The following is an 18,363-nucleotide window of genomic DNA, read 5'->3' on the forward strand; positions in this document are numbered from 1 at the left end:
CGCTGAATTCTGCCAGCTTTACCCGTTTAGCGGCACTCCCCTGAAGGTTAGCCTGTTCCCTGCTCTTTAGACTCACCAGCATCAGGATCTGTTTATCCGATCCGGCCACCTCAAAAAGAGTGAGGAAAAAGAATGAGCAACGCAATCACCATGGGAATTATGTGGCACCTGATCGGTGCCGCCAGCGCGGCCTGCTTTTACGCCCCGTTTAAAAAAGTTCGTCACTGGTCCTGGGAAACCATGTGGTCAGTCGGCGGTATCGTTTCATGGCTTATCCTGCCGTGGGTGGTCAGCGCGCTGCTGCTGCCGGATTTTTGGGCCTACTACGGATCTTTCAGCACCGCCACGCTGCTGCCGGTGTTTCTGTTTGGCGCCATGTGGGGGATCGGCAATATTAATTACGGCCTGACCATGCGCTACCTCGGCATGTCGATGGGCATCGGCATTGCCATCGGCATTACGCTGATTGTCGGCACGCTGATGACGCCGCTGATGAACGGGAAATTCGACGTATTGATGGGTACGCAGGGTGGCCGGATGACGCTGCTTGGCGTGCTGGTGGCGGTGGTTGGCGTGGCGATCGTCACCCGCGCCGGGCAGCTTAAAGAGCGCAAGATGGGCATTAAAGCGGAAGAGTTCAACCTGAAAAAAGGCCTGCTGCTGGCGATAATGTGCGGCATTTTCTCGGCAGGCATGTCTTTCGCCATGGACGCGGCGAAACCGATGCACGAAGCGGCAGCCAGCCTTGGCGTCGATCCGCTCTACGTTGCTCTGCCGAGCTATGTGGGGATTATGGGCGGCGGCGCATTAATTAACCTGGGCTTCTGCATTATTCGCCTGGCAACGGTGAAGACGCTGTCGGTCAAAGCCGATTTCTCGCTGGCTACGCCGCTGATTATCGCCAACGTGCTGCTTTCCGCGCTGGGCGGTCTGATGTGGTATCTGCAATTTTTCTTCTATGCGTGGGGCCACGCGCGGATCCCGGCGCAGTACGACTATATGAGCTGGATGCTGCATATGAGTTTTTACGTGCTGTGCGGCGGGCTGGTTGGGCTGGTAATGAAAGAGTGGAAAGCGGCCGGCCGCCGTCCGGTAAGGGTGCTGGGAATTGGCTGTATGGTTATCATTCTGGCGGCGAATATTGTCGGTCTGGGAATGGCGAACTGAATCAGGACGTTAACGCAAACTGTTGACGCCACAGCCGTGGCGTCACGCCCGTCTCTCGGGTGAACGCGACAGAAAAATAGTTACTGTCTTCAAAGCCACACTGCGCAGCGATGTCGCTGATTAACAGGTTACTGTGGCGGAGTAAGTACTGCGCCTGGCAAATGCGCATCTGGCGCAGATACTGACTGATGGTCATGCCGGTTTGCTGACGGAAAAGCTGACGTAAACTCCGTTCCGCCACCTTATGATGATGGCAAAAAAGCGCAAGATCGAACGGCACATCGAGACTGTTTCCCAGCGCGGCCATCAGCAAATCCAGCTTCTCTTCCTCCCGCAAACCCGTCGCATTCACCGCCTGATAGCGATGCCGACGCAGGTTAATCACCAGTTGCAAAAACAGGCTTTCCGCCAGGCAGCATGACAGGGCATCCGTCTTTGAGCTTTCCTGCGCCAGCTGGCTGATGATTTGCCGTGCCTGCGCCATACCCTGACTGCTCAGTCGCCAGCGCGGATCGCCGCTCTGCGCGGTTCCGCTGCTTAACAGATCCTGCCAGTCGACGTTGAGTTGCAATCGCTCCGGACAGTAAATGATGTTGTGCAGCACCAGGCCGTTTACCGATTCGTAGCGGTGGCGATCGTCGGCGCGGATATAAAACAGGTCGCCGCAGGTGATAAGCCACGGGCGATCGTTAAGAATATGCAGCCCGTTGCCGCGCCATACCAGCACCAGCTCGCAAAATTCATGGCTGTGTTCGGCAAAAACATTTTGCGGATAGCGATCGGCCACCACCACCGACTGCGCGGCAGACGCAAAGAAATCGGTTTTTTTGAGGATTAACTGAGTTGACACAGCGTATCTCCGCAGCTCGACAGCCCGCGATTATTACCCATCTGCGCAAAAAAAACGGTGACTCGATTCGCGTTACGGCCCGTGCCGCTCCAACCCCTGACGAACGGCGCGCGGAGAGCAGCCAAACTCACGCTTGAACAGCGTTGAGAAGTGATTGCTGTCGCCAAAACCGCATTGAAACGCGATATCCGTAACGCTCTCCTCGCCGTGACGCAGCAGATGGCGCGCTCTGATCAGGCGCAGACGATTGAGGTAGCGCTGCGGCGTCAGTCCCGTTTGCTGTTTAAGCTGGCGATGGAGCGTACGCAGGGAGAGCGTGAAGTTGTCGGCAAGATATTCCCAACACACCTCCTCGGCGAAATGCTCCTCCAGCCAGGCGATCAGGTGGTTCAGACGTCCCTCAGGCTCGTCGGTCTTCTCCGCCAGACCGGCCTGACGCAGCAGCACCAGCAACTGCATAAAAAGAATTTCACGGTTAGCGACGGTGTGAGGATCGCTTTCGTTATCCATGCCAACAAAGCGTTCGATAATCTCTTTCACCTGATGCAGCACGCGCTGATTCACACGCCAGTGCGAAGGATAAACGCTGTCCTTCTCAGCGGGCAGCAGCTTTTCAACCCCGGACAGGAAACAGAAGGCATCCGGCGCGCGATAAAGCACGTTGGTCAGAAACAGATTTTCAGTATGTTCATAGAGATGGCGATCGTGATCGCGCACGAAGCAGACCGATCCGCCGCTCAGCGTGTAGGGCAGGCCGTTAAAAACATGCGTACCGGTACCGCGTTCGACGATAACGATTTCGAAAAAATCATGATGATGTTCAGGAAACGCCGACTGCGGAAGACGAGGTTCAATCGCCACTGAAGCCTGCGCGGAAGGGAAAAAATCAACGCCATGCAGTACCGTCATCGTAACCTCCCATCACCAAAAGATGGGATGATGGTAGAGAATGCTTCTCAACTCCACCTTAAAATCCTGACAAAAAAAAGCGTAAAACCTGTTTTTTTTCAAAGAAATGCTGTCATTTATCCAGAAATGCGAGTGGGGTCACAGGCGGATTTTTATCCAACGTGCATCCGTTTTCAGGCAGGCCAGGCGCGCGCGTCGACTGGCCTGCCTGAAAACTGTGAGCTCTCTCGCATCTATCTTTGCTTCCTTGCCAGCCTGTTCTGACGGCTGTCAGTAGCATGAAGGCACCCCCAGACGCCGGTTTTTACACTGATGGGAAACGATCCCAATAAGGACTCCATCATGACTCTTCGCCATAGTGTTGCCGTTGACCTGGGCGCCTCCAGCGGCCGCGTGATGCTGGCGCGTTTTGATACTCTCACTCAGCGGCTCTCTTTGCGGGAGATCCACCGTTTCGCCAACTGCCTGAAACGCGTTGAAGGCCATGACACCTGGGACGTGGACGCGCTTGAAGCTGAAATCCGTTTCGGCCTGCAAAAAGCCTGCGATGAAACCCCGCATATCGACAGCATCGGTATCGACACCTGGGGCGTGGATTATGTGCTGATCGATAACGCCGGAAACCGCGTCGGTCTGCCTTTTTCCTATCGTGATAACCGCACCGACGGCGTGATGGCGCAGGCATGCAACGAAATCGGCCGTGAGGAGATCTATCACCGCAGCGGTATTCAGTTTTTACCCTTTAATACCCTTTATCAGCTTCGCGCGCTGGCAGAGCAGCAGCCGGCGTGTCTGGACGCCGTCGCTCACGCGTTGCTGATCCCGGACTATTTTTGTTTCCGCCTGACCGGCGCGCTGAACTGGGAATACACCAACGCCACCACCACGCAGATGGTGAACATCAACACGGACACCTGGGATCGACGGCTGCTGGCGTGGACGGGCGTGCCTGCGCACTGGTTCGGCACGCCAACGCATCCGGGCAATGTGATTGGCGAATGGCGGTGCCGCGCGGGAAGAAGCGTGCCGGTGGTCAGCGTGGCAACGCACGACACCGCCAGCGCGGTGTTCGCGGCGCCGCTGGCGGGCAGCGATGCCGCCTGGATCTCTTCCGGCACCTGGTCGCTGATGGGGTTTGAGAGCAAAACGCCCTGCACCAGTGAAGCGGCGCTGGCCGCCAATGTCACCAACGAAGGCGGGGCGGAAGGACGCTATCGCGTGCTGAAAAATATTATGGGTTTGTGGCTCCTTCAGTGCGTCATGCGAGAGAGAGCGATAACCGACCTGCCCGATCTGATTGCCCGCGCGCAGCAGATCCCCGCCTGCCGCTTTGTTATCAATCCCAACGACGATCGCTTTATCAACCCGGCAAGCATGTGCGGTGAAATTCAGGCCGCCTGTCGTGAAAACCACCAGCCGGTGCCTGAGTGCGACGCTGAACTGGCGCGCTGCATATTTGACAGCCTGGCGCTACTTTACGCCGATGTCTCAGCCGAACTGGCCGCCCTGCGAGGGCGTCCATTCAGCAGCCTGCATATCGTTGGCGGTGGCTGCCAGAACCATTTTCTTAACCAGCTTTGCGCCGATGCCTGCGGTATCGAGGTGATTGCCGGGCCGGTAGAAGCCTCCACGCTGGGCAATATCGGCTGCCAGCTTATGGCGCTGGACGATATCCACGATGTCGATGCCTTCCGCGAGGTGGTACGCCACAACAGCGATCTCACCCTGTTTTCTCCTGATTCAGAGAGCGAAATTGCCCGCTTCGTCGTGCAGTTTCGGCAAAACCGTCAAACACGTAAGGAGCTTTGCGCATGACCACTCACATCGAAAAAGCCTGGGAACTGGCAAAACAGCGTTTTGCCGCAGTAGGGATTGATACCGATGAGGCGCTGCGGCAACTGGATCGCCTGCCCGTTTCCATGCACTGCTGGCAGGGCGACGATGTTGCCGGGTTTGAAAACCCGGAAGGCGAGTTGAGCGGCGGAATTCAGGCCACCGGCAACTATCCGGGCAAAGCGCGTAACGCCATCGAGCTTCGTGCCGATCTCGACCAGGCGCTGAGCCTGATCCCGGGCCCGAAGCGCCTGAATCTGCACGCGATTTACCTGGAATCCGACGCGCCGGTCGCACGCGATGAAATCAAGCCGGAACACTTTAAAAACTGGGTCGAATGGGCGAAAACCCGCAAAATGGGGCTGGATTTTAACCCTTCCTGCTTCTCGCATCCGCTGAGCGCGGACGGCTTTACGCTCTCCCATGCCCGTGACGACATTCGCCAGTTCTGGATCAACCACGTGAAGGCAAGCCGCAAAGTCTCGGCCTGGTTCGGCGAGCAGCTCGGCACCCCGTCGGTGATGAATATCTGGGTGCCGGACGGGATGAAAGATATCACCGTGGATCGTCTTGCGCCGCGCCAGCGACTGCTGGCGGCGCTGGACGAGGCGCTCGCTGAGAAGCTTAACCCGGCGCACCACATTGATGCCGTGGAAAGCAAGCTGTTTGGCATCGGCGCGGAAAGCTATACCGTCGGCTCCAACGAGTTTTGCCTCGGCTATGCCGCCAGCCGCCAGACCGCGCTCTGTCTGGACGCAGGCCACTTTCATCCCACGGAGGTCATCTCCGATAAAATCTCCAGCGCCATGCTTTACGTGCCGCGTCTGCTGCTACACGTCAGTCGCCCGGTGCGCTGGGACAGCGATCACGTGGTGCTGTTGGATGACGAAACCCAGGCGATCGCCAGCGAAATCGTTCGTCATAACCTGTTTGACCGCGTCCATATCGGCCTTGATTTCTTTGATGCCTCAATTAACCGCATCGCCGCCTGGGTTATCGGCACCCGCAATATGAAAAAAGCCCTGCTGCGCGCCCTGCTGGAACCCACGGAACAGTTAAGACAGCTTGAACAGGCAGGCGATTACACCGCCCGCCTGGCGCTGCTCGAAGAACAGAAATGTCTGCCGTGGCAGGCGGTGTGGGAGATGTACTGCCTGCAACACGATACGCCAGCGGATGCCACGTGGCTTGCCGCCGTTCGTCACTATGAACAACACATATTAACCCAGCGTTAAGGAGCCGCCATGCAACGCATTCTTTCTTCATGGTTTATTCAGGGGATGGTGAAAGCCACCAGCGATATGTGGCTGAAAGGCTGGGACGAACGCAACGGCGGCAATATCAGTTTGCGCATTGATGCAGAGGACGTTGAACCCTGGCGCGACGAGTTGGTAAAAGCGCCGCGCGTGGTTGAACTGAGTCAGCCTGCCCGCGATCTGGCAGGCTGCTGGTTCCTGGTCACCGGCTCCGGAAAATTTTTCCGCAACGTTCAGTTCGATCCGGCGGACAGCCTGGCGCTGCTGCAAATTACCGAAGACGGCATGGCTTACCATATCCACTGGGGATTGGTTAATGGCGGACTGCCGACCTCCGAGCTGGCGTCGCACCTTCAGTCTCATGCCGTACGTAAAGCGGTGTCCGGCGGCCTTGACCGGGTGATCATGCACTGCCACGCGACGAATTTAATCGCCCTGAGTTACGTGCTGCCGCTTGATGTTCCCACCTTTACCCGAAAACTGTGGGAGGGCAGCACCGAATGTCTGGTGGTATTCCCGGACGGTATCGGCATCGTGCCGTGGATGGTGCCGGGCACAGACGGCATCGGTTCCGCCACGGCGGAGCAGATGCGCGCGCACAGCCTGGTGCTGTGGCCGCACCACGGCATTTTTGGCACCGGCCCAACCCTTGACGAAGCCTTCGGCCTGATTGATACCGCAGAAAAAGCGTCAGAAATCCTGGTGAAGGTTTACGCGATGGGCGGCATGAAGCAGACCATCACCACCGCGGAACTGATTGCGCTTGGCGAGCGTTTTGGCGTGACGCCGTTGGCGTCAGCATTGAAGGATTAAGGAGCAGATCATGAGCTTTATGCTGGCACTACCTAAAATCAGCCTGCATGGCACGGGCGCAATCGGCGACATGGTTAAGCTGATCGCCGACAAAAACTGGGGCAAAGCGCTGATCGTCACCGACGGACAACTGGTGAATATGGGGCTGCTGGACAGCCTGTTTTCGGCGCTGCATGCGCACCAGCTTGCTTATCAACTTTTCGATGAAGTGTTCCCTAATCCGACCGAAGCGCTGGTGCAAAAAGGGCTGGCGGCTTTTAACCATTCAGCCTGTAACTACCTCATCGCCTTTGGCGGCGGCAGCCCGATTGATACGGCAAAAGCGATAAAAATACTCACGGCCAATCCGGGCGCGTCCATCGATTACGCCGGTGTCGGTCACGTCACGCATTCCGGCGTGCCACTGGTGGCCATCAATACCACCGCCGGAACCGCCGCAGAGATGACCAGTAATGCGGTGATTATTGATGCCGCGCGCCAGGTGAAAGAGGTCATTATTGATGCGAACATCATTCCTGACATTGCCGTGGACGACGCCAGCGTGATGCTGGATATTCCGCCTGCGGTGACGGCGGCAACCGGTATGGACGCGCTGACACACGCTATTGAGGCTTACGTCTCGGTGGGGGCGCATCCGCTAACGGACGCCAACGCGCTGGAAGCAATCCGCCTGATAAGCCAGTGGCTGCCAAAAGCGGTGGAAGAGGGCCACAACGCGCAAGCGCGCGAGATGATGGCCTGTGGGCAATATCTGGCAGGCATGGCTTTTAACAGCGCCGGACTTGGCCTGGTACATGCGCTGGCCCACCAGCCGGGCGCGACGCACAATCTGCCGCACGGCGTCTGCAATGCCATTCTGCTGCCGATTGTCGAGGCCTTTAACCGACCCAACGCCGTCGCGCGCTTTGCGCGTATCGCGACCGCAATGGGCGTGGACACGCAGGCGCTCAGCGAGGAGCAGGCGAGTATTGAGGCCATTAATGCCATTTACGGACTCTCTGCCCGTGTCGGCATCCCGTCCGGCTTCAGCAACCTTGGCATAACCTCTTCAGATATTGAAGGCTGGCTGGATAACGCCCTCGCCGATCCGTGTGCGCCGTGCAATCCGCGAACCGCTTCCCGCGAGCAGGTGCGCGCGCTCTATCTGGAGGCGTTATGATCCGCAAAGCCTTTGTCATGCAGGTGAATCCCGATGCCCATGAAGCGTATCAACGGCGTCATACGCCGATTTGGCCGGAGCTGGAAACGATTCTTAAACAGCACGGTGCTCATCACTACGCTATCTACCTTGATGCTGAGCGCAGCCTGCTTTTTGCCACGGTAGAGATTGAGTCTGAAGATCGTTGGGCGGCGGTGGCAAAAACGGAGGTCTGCCAGCGCTGGTGGAAGTATATGCGGGAAGTGATGCCGACGAATGCGGATAACAGCCCGGTGAGCAGCACCCTGAAAGAAGTTTTTTATCTCGCCTGATCTATGCTGCTTTAAATCAGGCAAGCCCTGCTGAAGCGGGGCTTATTACTGACCGCCGTTAAACTTTCGAAACAGCCCACTCTTCAAAATATTGCCGTCGCTGAGCTTACAAAGGCCAATTTTGCTGCCGCTGGCCTGCTTTACGATCTCTGTTACACCGTCCATTTTTTTTAAAAAAAGAGGCGGGGTTTACTATCGCCAATGCTTCCGAAACGGTGCCGGTGAACAAAGCCATAGCCAAAACTATTTTTTGAGCGGCATTCATCATTCGATTTACTTGTTGCTGCATTTCTCTACTTCTGAATGAAACAGCAAAGCACAGTTCGCCTGCCATAGCGTCGACGATAAAAAAGAGTTTCATTTGTTCTGTATCAATAAAAAAGCTGCGTTTTAATTTAAGTCTACAAAAGCTCACCCTTTCGTTAAATTAAAAAACATACATGACAAAATTATATAATTTTATTATTCCAACCGCTGCGAACCAATTTTATATTCGAGCCTCCCAACAACACAGCAAGGAGTATGTTTGAATGCGTGCAGCATCACGTTAACAGACCGAAAATTATGAAAAATTTATTTATTGCCCTAACTTTAATTGCAGGATTTTCATCAGTAGCAACTGCTTCTGCTTCTGCTTCTGCTTCTGCTTCTGCTGGCTGTAGCCCCAACGCCAAGCACTGCATTTGCTGGCCCGATGGCCGTTGCGCAGATTTTGGTGACATTGGTATTTTCCCATAAATATTAAATGCCCCCGGAATTCGGGGGCGTTTTTTTATTCTACAGTAACTGATTTCGCCAGATTACGCGGCTGGTCAACATCGGTGCCTTTAATCAGCGCAACGTGATAGGAGAGCAATTGTAGCGGCACGGTGTAGAAGATCGGCGCAATAATATCCTCCACATGCGGCAGTGGAATAATACGCATCCCTTCTGAACTGCTGAATCCGGCATCCTGATCGGCGAACACGTAAAGTAAACCGCCGCGCGCGCGCACCTCTTCAATATTGGATTTCAGCTTCTCCAGCAGATCGTTATTCGGCGCCACCACGATGACCGGCATGTCCGCATCAATCAGCGCCAGCGGGCCGTGCTTCAGCTCGCCCGCCGCATACGCTTCGGCGTGAATGTAAGAGATCTCTTTCAGCTTCAGCGCGCCCTCCATTGCAATCGGATACTGATCGCCACGACCGAGGAACAGCGCATGATGCTTATCCGAGAACTCTTCAGCCAGCGCCTCGATCAGTTTGTCCTGCGACAGCATCTGTTCAATGCGGCTCGGCAGCGCCTGAAGCCCGTGTACGATATCGTGCTCAAGCTGCGCGTCAGCGCCCTTCAGACGGCCAATTTTCGCCACCAGCATCAGCAGCACGGTAAGCTGGGTGGTGAACGCTTTGGTGGAGGCCACGCCGATTTCGGTGCCCGCTTTGGTCATCAGCGCCAGGTCGGATTCACGCACCAGCGAGGAGCCGCCAACGTTACAGATAGCCAGCGAACCCAGATAGCCGAGATCTTTCGACAGACGCAGCGCGGCAAGGGTATCCGCCGTTTCGCCCGACTGGGAAAGGGTGATCATCAGGCTGTTTTTGCGCACGGCAGATTTGCGATAGCGGAACTCGGAGGCGATCTCCACGTCGCAGGGCACGTTTGCCAGCGACTCGAACCAGTAGCGCGAAACCATGCCGGAGTTGTATGACGTGCCGCAGGCGACAATCTGAATATGCTCGACCTGGCTGAGCAGCGCGTCAGCGTTAGGGCCAAGCTCGGAGAGATCGACCTCGCCGTGGCTGAAACGCCCGCTCAGGGTGTTTTTGATCGCCACCGGCTGCTCGTAAATCTCTTTCTGCATGTAGTGACGATAAACGCCTTTGTCGCCCGCATCATACTGCGCGTTGGATTCGATTTCATTGCGCTGTACCTGCTCGCCGCTGCGGCTGAAAATAACCACATCGCGACGGGTCACTTCCGCAATATCGCCCTCTTCGAGGTAGATAAAGCGGCGGGTAACCGGCAGCAGCGCCAGCTGATCGGAAGCAATAAAGTTTTCGCCCACGCCACGACCAATCACCAGCGGGCTGCCGGAGCGGGCGGCCACCAGCACGGCAGGATCGCGGCTGTCCATGATCACCATGCCGTAAGCACCGCGTAACTGAGGGATCACCCGCTGCACCACAGAGCTGAGCGTACCGCCCTGTTTCTGCTCCCAGTGAACCAGGTGAGCAACCACTTCGGTATCGGTTTCAGAGGCAAAGGAGTAGCCGCGGGCGATCATCTGCTCGCGCAGCGGCTCATGGTTTTCAATGATGCCGTTGTGCACGATAACGATATGTTCAGAGATATGAGGATGCGCATTGGCTTCAGAGGGTTCGCCGTGCGTTGCCCAGCGCGTGTGCGCGATGCCCGTGCCGCCCGGCAGCGGCGTGGTTTCCGCTGCTTCCGCCAGTTTCTGCACTTTACCTAAACGGCGAAGGCGGGAGAGCTGACCATCGGCGGTCACCACCGCCAGTCCGGCGGAGTCATAACCGCGATATTCAAGACGACGAAGCCCTTCCAGCAGGATCTCGGCGATATCGCGCTGCGCTACTGCACCTACAATTCCACACATAGTAATGTTTTCCTGACATTTATGGCGCTATGGCCATGAGTATTGTCTTTGACCCGATCAGTCCGGTATTTTCCGGTTCCCCAAGCCTTGTAGAGAGCGGGGATTATTATTATTCACTGCACGAACGCGGGCGGGATGCACTCCGCCCGTTAAAATCTGAACGTTACTTCTTTTTAACCGGGCGCTGCCAGTCAGCTTTCAGTTGCTGATCTTTGCGGTTGTAAACCAGGCCGCGTGCGGCAACGTCTTTCATCACCGTGGTGCCTGCCGCAATGGTGGCGCCGGCGGGAACGGTGACCGGCGCCACCAGTTGCGTATCGGAACCGACGAAAACGTCATCGCCAATCACGGTTTTGGATTTGTTGACGCCGTCGTAGTTGCAGGTGATGGTGCCCGCGCCGATATTGACGTTAGCGCCAATCTCGGCATCTCCAAGGTAACTCAAATGGCCCGCTTTGGAACCTTTACCCAGCGTGGCTTTTTTCATTTCAACGAAGTTGCCGACGTGCGCGCCTTCCGCCAGTTCGCTGCCCGGACGCAGCCGCGCAAATGGCCCGACGGTGCAGGCAGGCGCCAGCTCTGCATCTTCCAGCACGCTGTAGGGGCTGATGTCGCAATCATCGCCGATAACGCAGTTTTTGATAACGCAGCCGCTGCCGATTTTCACACGGTCGCCCAGCGTGACCTTGCCTTCGATGATCACATTGGTATCAATGACCACGTCACGACCGTGCGTCAGTTCGCCCCGGAGATCGAAGCGGGACGGATCGCGCAGCATCACGCCCGCCAGCAGCAGTTTTTCGGCCTGCCCGGCCTGAAAAACGCGTTCCAGCGTTGCCAGTTGCAGACGATTGTTCACGCCGTCGGTTTCGGTGGTGCGGGAAGGTTGGACCGCTTCAATAACACGGCCTTCCTGGTGGGCGAGGGCGATGATATCAGTGATGTAATACTCACCCTGTGCATTGTTGTTGGTGAGCTTGCTCAGCCAGCGTTTCAGATCGGCGCCGTTTGCCAGCAGAATGCCGGTATTGATTTCGTTAATGGTTAACTGGTCGGCCGAGGCGTCTTTCTGTTCCACGATGCCCACAACTGAGCCGTTTTCGCGAAGGATGCGCCCATAACCCGTAGGATTATCCAGAATGACCGTCAGCAGCGCGATACCGCCTTCAGGTTTAGCGGCACGCAGTCGTTTCAGCGTTTCTACAGAAATCAGCGGCACGTCGCCGTACAGCATCAGAATGTCTTCGTCATCAGCAAAGTGCGGCGCGGCCTGCTGCATGGCATGCCCGGTTCCCAGTTGCTCAGCCTGCAACACCCAGTTTAAAGAGGGATCGGTTAAGGTTGACTGCAAAAGCTCGCCACCATGGCCATACACCAGGTGAACCTGATCGGCACCCACACGGTTGGCAGCATCAATGACATGCTGCACCATTGGCTTACCAGCAAGCAGATGCAGAACTTTAGGCAGGTCGGAATACATACGGGTTCCCTTGCCAGCAGCAAGGATCACTACGCTTATAGCGGTGTCAGACATACAAATCCTGATAGTTCGGTAAGTAAAAAGGAGTAAAGCGTTTCAGGGAGGAAATTACTACATTTTTTTCGGCTCAAAAATAGCTAAACAGGCAGGATAGCGCCTGCGTGATGAACGTGTCGCCTGCGCAAGCCTCCCGTCCGCGACACCGTTTTATACTCTCACTATCATCAGACGGAAGAATCTTTGAGCAGCAACCCGACCAACGCGACGCAGTGCTCTTTCCACATCAAATCAGGTCTGATGGTGGCCACCCCGGCAATGGCTCTCAACAGATCAAGCGGCGCTATTACGATTTTGCTCTCTCTCTCCCTGTTCACTGCCTCAACAAGCATGGTGACGGATGGCGACAGGCTTGCAGGCGTAGCGCCGTACAGCTCTTCTGGCCCGCCAATCAGCGTATCTAAAACATCGCCGATATTCTGTTTCGTCTCAAGAAAGTCGATAAACAAATACAACCATGCTCGCAAAGCATCAATGGGCGGCCTGATCCTGACAAGTTCGGCGGCAGCGTCATTAAGTCTGATGGTTTCCTGTAAATAAACCGCCTGAATTAAATCATCGCGGGTGGGGAAGTGGCGATACAAGGTGCCAATCCCCACCCCTGCATCGCGGGCTATCTGCTCCAGGCGAGCGGCGGCACCCTGCGTTTCAAAACACACTTTGGCGGCGGCAATGAGTTTGAACCTGTTACGTTCCCCATCCGCACGTGGCCGTCGCGCCCTGGCGTGGGTAATTTTCTCTGACACAATTTACACCCTTGATAAACGGAGGCGTCCTCCGTATATTTATAAGCGGAGGATCCCTCCACATAAGGTCTCGTCTCTTTATTCACTCTATTCCGAAAGGAGATTTCATGTCCACGTTTATCAATGCGGCCACACAGCTTGCCCGGCTACGTAATGCCGAAGGATCAGAAGCTTAATTACCTTCTTGACTACATAGCGATTGCTGATTTGGTACAGCGATATGGGCACGCCACCGACACGCATGATTTCAGGTTGTTGCGAACCTGCTATGGCGATCGCATCGATATCGATCACACTCCAACAATTGGCATGGGCCGGATACGCGTTTCAGCCGACAAATGGTGCCAGCTTGCTGAAAAGTTTCATGGCCAGCTTGACGGCGACGAGCACATCATGATCCCTCAAAATATTGTGATTAATGGTGACACAGCTTCCTGCCACGTGCTCATGCATGCCAGCCATTTTTATCGTGGCGCAAACGGCAGCCCGTATCAGACGCTTGTTGGCACTTATGATCTCAAATTTGTCCGAAGTGAAGAGGGATGGAAAATCACTGAATCTGTCCAGGGAGTAAGCTGGACGGAAGGAAACTGGCAATTTCACAATGACATCAAGGACTCTCTGGGGACGCCGGATTTGAGCTGATCTTCCGTGTCTGGCGCCGATATGAGCAGCCCTTCTCTCAGGGTGATGCGCTGACCCTAAAGGCCGGGTTTAGATTAAAAAATCGGCGGCGATAATGACGGCGATCCCGTTTGCTGAACATAAAAAAATGCCGCTCAGTTTCCTGAACGGCATTCTGCATGCTTAAACCTGGGTTACATCGCTTTTTTGGTTAACTCGATTACGCGCAGTTTGGCAATCGCTTTAGCCAGTTCAGCCGACGCGGTGACGAAGTCCACATCGCCATGCGAGCTGTTCATATGCTCTTCGGCTTTGCGTTTCGCTTCCAGCGCGCGCGCTTCGTCAAGGTCAGCACCGCGGATCGCCGTATCAGCCAACACGGTAACCGAACCCGGCTGTACTTCGAGCAGGCCGCCGGAGAGATAAATGTACTCTTCCTCGCCTTTCTCTTTAACGATGCGAACCATACCCGGTTTAATGGCGGTCAGCAGCGGGGCATGGCCGGGGAAAATACCCAGTTCACCTTCGCTACCTGACACCTGAATTTTCTGCACCGCGCCGGTGAACATCTGCTGTTCTGCGCTGACAACGTCCAGGTGATATGTCGTGGCCATAATTAACCTCCCGTGAAACCGTAATTACAGCTTCTTCGCTCTTTCCACGGCTTCGTCGATAGAACCCACCATGTAGAAAGCCTGCTCTGGCAGATGGTCGAATTCACCGTCCATAATACCTTTGAAGCCGCGGATGGTGTCTTTCAGCGTCACGTACTTGCCCGGAGAACCGGTGAAGACTTCTGCCACGAAGAACGGCTGTGACAGGAAGCGCTGAATTTTACGCGCACGGGCCACCAGCAGTTTATCTTCTTCAGAAAGCTCATCCATACCCAGAATGGCGATGATGTCTTTCAGCTCCTGGTAACGTTGCAGAATGGACTGCACGCCACGCGCGGTATCGTAGTGCTCCTGGCCCACAACCAACGGATCCAGCTGACGGCTGGTGGAATCCAGCGGGTCAACGGCCGGGTAGATACCCAGAGAAGCAATCTGACGGCTCAGGGTAACGGTGGAGTCAAGGTGGGCGAAGGTGGTCGCCGGAGACGGATCGGTAAGGTCATCCGCAGGAACGTAAACGGCCTGTACGGAAGTGATCGAACCGGTTTTGGTGGAGGTAATACGCTCCTGCAACACACCCATCTCTTCTGCCAGCGTTGGCTGGTAGCCTACCGCTGAAGGCATACGACCGAGCAGCGCGGAGACTTCCGTACCGGCCAGGGTATAACGATAGATGTTGTCGATGAACAGCAGAACGTCACGGCCTTCATCACGGAATTTTTCCGCCATGGTCAGACCGGTCAGCGCCACGCGCAGGCGGTTTCCTGGCGGCTCGTTCATCTGGCCATACACCAGGGAAACTTTATCGATAACGTTCGAGTCGGTCATTTCGTGGTAGAAGTCGTTACCCTCACGAGTACGCTCGCCCACGCCAGCGAAAACGGAGAAACCTGAGTGCTCGGCCGCGATGTTACGGATAAGCTCCATCATGTTTACGGTTTTACCCACGCCCGCACCGCCGAACAGACCCACTTTACCGCCCTTAGCGAACGGACAGATCAGGTCGATAACTTTGATGCCGGTTTCCAGCAGTTCCTGGGAGTTAGACTGATCTTCGTAGGAAGGTGCTTCGCGGTGGATCGCCCAGCGCTCTTCTTCGCCGATGTCGCCTTTCATGTCGATCGGCTCGCCCAGCACGTTCATGATGCGGCCAAGGGTTGCCGTTCCAACAGGAACTTCAATCGGGTGCTCAAGGTCAACCGTATCCAGACCGCGTTTCAGGCCGTCGGAAGAACCCATGGCGATGGTACGAACCACGCCGCCACCCAGCTGCTGCTGAACTTCCAGCACCAGACGTTCATCACCATTTTTCACCTCAAGCGCGCTGTATACCTGCGGTACCGCATCCTGAGGGAATTCGACGTCTACTACGGCGCCGATAATCTGGACAATCTTTCCAGTTGCCATCTTGAATCCTCTACCTAATTCGTTTATATCCAGCGCCGCGCCGATGCTGCTCACTGCTGCCGGATATACCTGGTTTAAACCGCGGAGGCCCCCGAGACGATCTCGGTAAGTTCCTGGGTGATGCTGGCCTGACGAGCTTTGTTGTATACCAACTGAAGCTCTTTAATCAGGTTGCCGCCGTTGTCGGTTGCGGCTTTCATCGCCACCATACGCGCGGCCTGCTCGCTGGCCAGGTTTTCCACAACACCCTGATAAACCTGAGACTCGACGTAGCGGCGCAGTAAGGTATCCAGCAGCGCTTTCGGATCGGGTTCATACAGATAATCCCAGGTTTTTCTCTCCAGCTCTTCTTCGCCTTCTGCTGGCGGTAACGGCAGCAGCTGGGTGATAGTTGGAGTCTGAGACATGGTGTTATTAAATTTGTTGCTGACGATATACAGCTTGTCGAGGCGACCTTCGTCGTAAGCCTGCAACATCACTTTCACCGGACCAATCAAATCAGACAAGGAAGGTTTATCTCCCATGCCGGTTGACTGAGCCACGATGTTGCCGCCCACGGAACCGAAGAAGGCCAGACCTTTCGAGCCGATGATCGCCAAATCGCTTTCAACGCCTTTATCGGACCAGGCTTTCATATCCGCCAGCAGTTTTTTGAACAGGTTAATGTTCAAACCACCACAAAGCCCGCGGTCAGTCGAAACGACCAGGTAGCCGACGCGCTTGACGTCGCGCTCCTCAAGGTAAGGGTGCTTGTATTCCAGATTACCCAACGCAATGTGACCAATCACTTTGCGCATGGTATCGGCATACGGACGGCTGGCCGCCATGCGTTCCTGCGTTTTACGCATTTTGGAGGCGGCGACCATTTCCATCGCTTTGGTGATCTTCTGCGTATTTTTAACGCTGCCGATCTTGTTACGTATCTCTTTTGCGCCGGCCATCAGCTTCTCCTCAAAGCCTTGCGGCCTGCCTTTTCAGACAGGCCGCCAGACATTACCAGGACTGGGTTTTCTTAAACGCGTCGAGGAGAGCTTTCAGCTTCTCTTCGATATCGTTGTTGTAGTTACCAGACTGGTTGATTTCCGCCATCAGCTCAGCGTGATCGCGGTCGGCGTAGGCCAACAGCGCTGCTTCAAAGCTGCCGATTTTTGCCAGCTCAACGTCGGTCAGATAACCACGTTCGGCTGCAAACAGCACCAGACCCTGCTGCGCAACGGACATCGGCGCATACTGTTTCTGTTTCAGAAGCTCGGTCACTTTCTGACCGTGGCTCAGCTGCTTACGGGTGGCTTCGTCCAGATCGGATGCAAACTGCGAGAACGCCGCCAGTTCACGATACTGCGCCAGCGCGGTACGAATACCGCCGGACAGTTTCTTGATGATCTTGGTCTGAGCTGCACCGCCTACGCGGGAAACCGAAATACCGGGGTTAACGGCCGGACGAATACCGGAGTTGAACAGGTTGGTTTCCAGGAAGATCTGACCGTCAGTGATTGAAATCACGTTGGTTGGAACGAACGCGGAAACGTCGCCCGCCTGCGTTTCGATAATCGGCAGCGCGGTCAGCGACCCCGTTTTACCGGTTACGGCGCCGTTGGTGAAGCGCTCAACATAGTCTGCGCTCACGCGAGATGCACGTTCCAGCAGGCGAGAGTGGAGATAGAACACGTCGCCAGGGAACGCTTCACGTCCTGGTGGACGACGCAGCAGCAGAGAAACCTGACGGTAAGCAACGGCCTGTTTAGACAGGTCATCGTAAACGATCAGTGCATCTTCGCCGCGATCGCGGAAGTATTCGCCCATGGCGCAACCGGCATACGGCGCCAGGTATTGCAGCGCCGCAGATTCGGAAGCGGTCGCCACCACCACGATGGTGTTAGCCAGCGCGTTGTGCTCTTCCAGTTTGCGTACCACGTTAGCGATGGTTGACGCTTTCTGGCCGATGGCCACGTACACGCACTTGATGCCGGAATCGCGCTGGTTGATGATGGCATCGATAGCCATGGCGCTCTTACCGGTCTGACGGTCACCGATGATCAGCTCACGCTGACCACGGCCGATTGGGATCATCGCATCGACGGACTTGTAGCCCGTCTGTACAGGCTGGTCAACGGACTGCCTGTCGATAACGCCAGGCGCGATGACTTCGATTGGCGAGAAGCCATCGTTTTCGATAGCGCCTTTACCGTCGATAGGCGCGCCCAGCGTGTTGACCACGCGGCCCAGCAGGCCACGGCCAACCGGCACTTCGAGGATACGACCGGTACACTTAACCTTCATGCCTTCGGCAAGGTCAGCGTATGGGCCCATCACCACGGCGCCTACGGAGTCGCGTTCCAGGTTCAATGCGATAGCAAAACGGTTGCCCGGCAGTGAGATCATCTCACCCTGCATAACATCGGCCAGGCCGTTTACGCGGATGATGCCGTCACTGACGGAAACGATAGTACCTTCATTGTGAGCTTCGCTCACGACATTGAACTGAGCAATGCGCTGCTTGATCAGTTCGCTGATTTCGGTGGAATTCAGTTGCAT

Annotated in this window: 19 protein-coding genes; 8 read left to right on the forward strand and 11 right to left on the reverse strand. The window is 55.8% G+C overall.

The window, feature by feature from the left end; translation table 11 throughout:
* The first annotated feature begins 132 nt into the window (after window positions 1–132).
* Window positions 133–1,167: an L-rhamnose/proton symporter RhaT gene (rhaT, locus tag GS12_RS07155; protein ID WP_034945361.1), complete on the forward strand. Its 1,035-nt coding sequence runs from the start codon at window positions 133–135 to the stop codon at window positions 1,165–1,167.
* A gap of 1 nt (window position 1,168) precedes the next feature.
* Here rhaT and rhaR read toward each other — a convergent pair whose 3' ends face one another.
* Together rhaR and rhaS are read right to left on the reverse strand one after the other, a co-directional pair.
* Entirely contained in the window at window positions 1,169–2,017 is an 849-nt protein-coding gene (gene rhaR / locus GS12_RS07160; protein ID WP_034945364.1) for an HTH-type transcriptional activator RhaR, read from the reverse strand.
* A gap of 72 nt (window positions 2,018–2,089) precedes the next feature.
* On the reverse strand, window positions 2,090–2,926 hold the full coding sequence (rhaS, locus tag GS12_RS07165) for an HTH-type transcriptional activator RhaS (RefSeq protein WP_034945367.1): 837 nt from the start codon (window positions 2,924–2,926) through the stop codon (window positions 2,090–2,092).
* Between rhaS and GS12_RS24255 the strand changes: the two genes are divergently transcribed.
* The 6 genes from GS12_RS24255 (at window position 2,912) to rhaM (ending at window position 8,298) form a co-directional block, all read left to right on the forward strand.
* Window positions 2,912–3,190, forward strand: a complete 279-nt coding sequence (locus GS12_RS24255; protein WP_152601373.1) for a hypothetical protein — start codon at window positions 2,912–2,914, stop codon at window positions 3,188–3,190. The two genes, rhaS and GS12_RS24255, sit on opposite strands and share 15 nt — an antisense overlap.
* A gap of 78 nt (window positions 3,191–3,268) precedes the next feature.
* Window positions 3,269–4,741 (forward strand): rhamnulokinase, encoded by a 1,473-nt coding sequence (gene rhaB, locus GS12_RS07170; protein ID WP_034945370.1) that lies wholly within the window; start codon window positions 3,269–3,271, stop codon window positions 4,739–4,741.
* Window positions 4,738–5,994, forward strand: coding sequence for an L-rhamnose isomerase (locus GS12_RS07175; RefSeq protein WP_034945372.1), 1,257 nt, complete (start codon window positions 4,738–4,740; stop codon window positions 5,992–5,994). The genes rhaB and GS12_RS07175 overlap by 4 nt, the downstream gene beginning before the upstream one ends.
* 9 nt (window positions 5,995–6,003) lie before the next feature.
* Window positions 6,004–6,828: a rhamnulose-1-phosphate aldolase gene (gene rhaD / locus GS12_RS07180; protein ID WP_034945373.1), complete on the forward strand. Its 825-nt coding sequence runs from the start codon at window positions 6,004–6,006 to the stop codon at window positions 6,826–6,828.
* Window positions 6,829–6,838: 10 nt separating this feature from the next.
* On the forward strand, window positions 6,839–7,987 hold the full coding sequence (gene fucO, locus GS12_RS07185) for a lactaldehyde reductase (RefSeq protein ID WP_034945375.1): 1,149 nt from the start codon (window positions 6,839–6,841) through the stop codon (window positions 7,985–7,987).
* Window positions 7,984–8,298 carry an L-rhamnose mutarotase gene (rhaM, locus tag GS12_RS07190; RefSeq protein WP_034945377.1) on the forward strand — a complete coding sequence of 105 codons (315 nt, stop codon included), beginning with the start codon at window positions 7,984–7,986 and terminating at the stop codon, window positions 8,296–8,298. The genes fucO and rhaM overlap by 4 nt, the downstream gene beginning before the upstream one ends.
* A 106-nt stretch (window positions 8,299–8,404) precedes the next feature.
* Here rhaM and GS12_RS07195 read toward each other — a convergent pair whose 3' ends face one another.
* The 5 genes from GS12_RS07195 to GS12_RS07210 form a co-directional block, all read right to left on the reverse strand.
* On the reverse strand, window positions 8,405–8,587 hold the full coding sequence (locus tag GS12_RS07195; RefSeq protein WP_152601374.1) for a hypothetical protein: 183 nt from the start codon (window positions 8,585–8,587) through the stop codon (window positions 8,405–8,407).
* Window positions 8,588–8,840: 253 nt separating this feature from the next.
* Window positions 8,841–9,020 carry a hypothetical protein gene (locus tag GS12_RS24260; protein ID WP_152601375.1) on the reverse strand — a complete coding sequence of 60 codons (180 nt, stop codon included), beginning with the start codon at window positions 9,018–9,020 and terminating at the stop codon, window positions 8,841–8,843.
* A 50-nt stretch (window positions 9,021–9,070) separates the two neighbouring features.
* Entirely contained in the window at window positions 9,071–10,900 is a 1,830-nt protein-coding gene (gene glmS, locus GS12_RS07200) for a glutamine--fructose-6-phosphate transaminase (isomerizing) (protein WP_034945382.1), read from the reverse strand.
* Between the two features lie 163 nt (window positions 10,901–11,063).
* Window positions 11,064–12,434, reverse strand: a complete 1,371-nt coding sequence (gene glmU, locus GS12_RS07205; RefSeq protein ID WP_034945385.1) for a bifunctional UDP-N-acetylglucosamine diphosphorylase/glucosamine-1-phosphate N-acetyltransferase GlmU — start codon at window positions 12,432–12,434, stop codon at window positions 11,064–11,066.
* Between the two features lie 170 nt (window positions 12,435–12,604).
* Complete coding sequence (locus tag GS12_RS07210; protein ID WP_034918206.1) at window positions 12,605–13,183, reverse strand: TetR/AcrR family transcriptional regulator; 579 nt, start codon at window positions 13,181–13,183, stop codon at window positions 12,605–12,607.
* 153 nt (window positions 13,184–13,336) lie between these two features.
* On the opposite strand from GS12_RS07210, the gene GS12_RS07215 reads away from it, so the two are divergent.
* On the forward strand, window positions 13,337–13,828 hold the full coding sequence (locus GS12_RS07215) for a nuclear transport factor 2 family protein (RefSeq protein ID WP_160279910.1): 492 nt from the start codon (window positions 13,337–13,339) through the stop codon (window positions 13,826–13,828).
* Window positions 13,829–14,001: 173 nt separating this feature from the next.
* On the opposite strand, the gene GS12_RS07220 is transcribed toward GS12_RS07215, so the two are convergent.
* The 4 genes from GS12_RS07220 to atpA form a co-directional block, all read right to left on the reverse strand.
* The gene (locus GS12_RS07220; protein ID WP_034918211.1) at window positions 14,002–14,421 is read right to left on the reverse strand and encodes a F0F1 ATP synthase subunit epsilon; all 420 of its coding nucleotides are present in this window, start codon (window positions 14,419–14,421) and stop codon (window positions 14,002–14,004) included.
* A 24-nt stretch (window positions 14,422–14,445) separates the two neighbouring features.
* Window positions 14,446–15,828: a F0F1 ATP synthase subunit beta gene (gene atpD, locus GS12_RS07225; RefSeq protein ID WP_034945391.1), complete on the reverse strand. Its 1,383-nt coding sequence runs from the start codon at window positions 15,826–15,828 to the stop codon at window positions 14,446–14,448.
* Between the two features lie 74 nt (window positions 15,829–15,902).
* Window positions 15,903–16,769, reverse strand: coding sequence for a F0F1 ATP synthase subunit gamma (atpG, locus tag GS12_RS07230; RefSeq protein WP_034918215.1), 867 nt, complete (start codon window positions 16,767–16,769; stop codon window positions 15,903–15,905).
* A 52-nt stretch (window positions 16,770–16,821) separates the two neighbouring features.
* Window positions 16,822–18,363 (reverse strand): F0F1 ATP synthase subunit alpha, encoded by a 1,542-nt coding sequence (gene atpA / locus GS12_RS07235; protein ID WP_034945394.1) that lies wholly within the window; start codon window positions 18,361–18,363, stop codon window positions 16,822–16,824.

The organism is Erwinia oleae (assembly GCF_000770305.1).
GTDB lineage: Bacteria > Pseudomonadota > Gammaproteobacteria > Enterobacterales > Enterobacteriaceae > Erwinia > Erwinia oleae.